Consider the following 1,033-nt stretch of genomic DNA (forward strand, 5'->3'; position numbering starts at 1 on the left):
GGGAGGGGACGGACTGGGTCGGCTCCCGCGGCCGCGGCTTCTCACCCGAGGGCCTGGCCCGGCTGAGGGCCGTCAACGCCGAGCTGCGCCGGCTCTCCACGCGCACCGGGGAGGACCCGGCCGACCTCATCGCGGAGGTGATCCGTGAGACGGGGTTGGACGTCGAGGTGGCCCTGCGGCCCGGCGTCTCCGCGGCCGCGGCCCGGCGGCACTTGAACGCGTTCCAGGACGCGGCCCGCGACTTCGGCGCCGGCACCACGGCGACGGACCTGACGGCGTTCCTGGCCTGGACGGAGTCCGTCCTCGAGCACGAGGACGGCCTCGGCGTCGAGAACGCCGAACCCACCCCCGGCCTGGTCCAGGTGCTCACCGCGCACGCCTCGAAGGGGCTCGAGTGGGACGTCGTCGCGGTCCCCGGCCTGCAGGAGGGCACGTTCCCGTCCACGCGGGCGGACCGCTGGACCAGCCCCGGGGCCGGCGCGCTGCCGTGGCCCCTGCGCGGGGACCGCGCGTCGCTGCCGCAGTGGGACGGCTCGTGGGCCCAGGACCAGCGGGACTGGGTCCAGTCGGCCGGCACCAAGTACAGCTCCAAGGCGGCCCAGGAGGGCAACCCGGACCCCTATGCCGTGGCCGTGGCCGCCCACGCCGAGCGCGAGGAGCGGCGCCTGGCCTACGTCGCGTACACGCGCGCGCGATCCGCCCTGTGGCTGAGCACCTCCCTGTTCAAGGGAGTCAACAAGGAGCCCCTGCCGGCCTCGGCCTTCCTCGAGGAGGTGGCCGGTCTGGCGGGGGAGGTGCCCGGCGTCGCGCTCGGCCCCGCCCCCGCCGAGGACGACCTGCCCGAGGCCAACCCCGCCGCGGCCCGGACGCTGGTCGCCCGCTGGCCCTTCGACCCGCTCGACGGCCCGGAGGCCTTCGTCGCCGACCCGGAGGACCCCGAGGACGAGGAACGCTGGCAGCCGCTGCCGCACCGCTCCCGGGCCCGCCGGCACGGGGTGGAGGCGGCCGCCGCGGCCGTGCACGCCGCGGACCC

At 77.3% G+C, this 1,033-nt stretch carries 1 protein-coding gene; it reads left to right on the top strand.

The window, feature by feature from the left end; all coding sequences use genetic code 11:
- Window positions 1-1,033: 3'-5' exonuclease (locus HMPREF3105_RS01940; protein ID WP_141762399.1), on the top strand; the 1,033-nt coding region annotated here is incomplete at both ends.

The sequence above is a fragment of the Micrococcus sp. HMSC31B01 genome (assembly GCF_001816085.1).
In the GTDB taxonomy this organism is placed as follows: Bacteria; Actinomycetota; Actinomycetes; order Actinomycetales; family Micrococcaceae; genus Micrococcus; species Micrococcus luteus.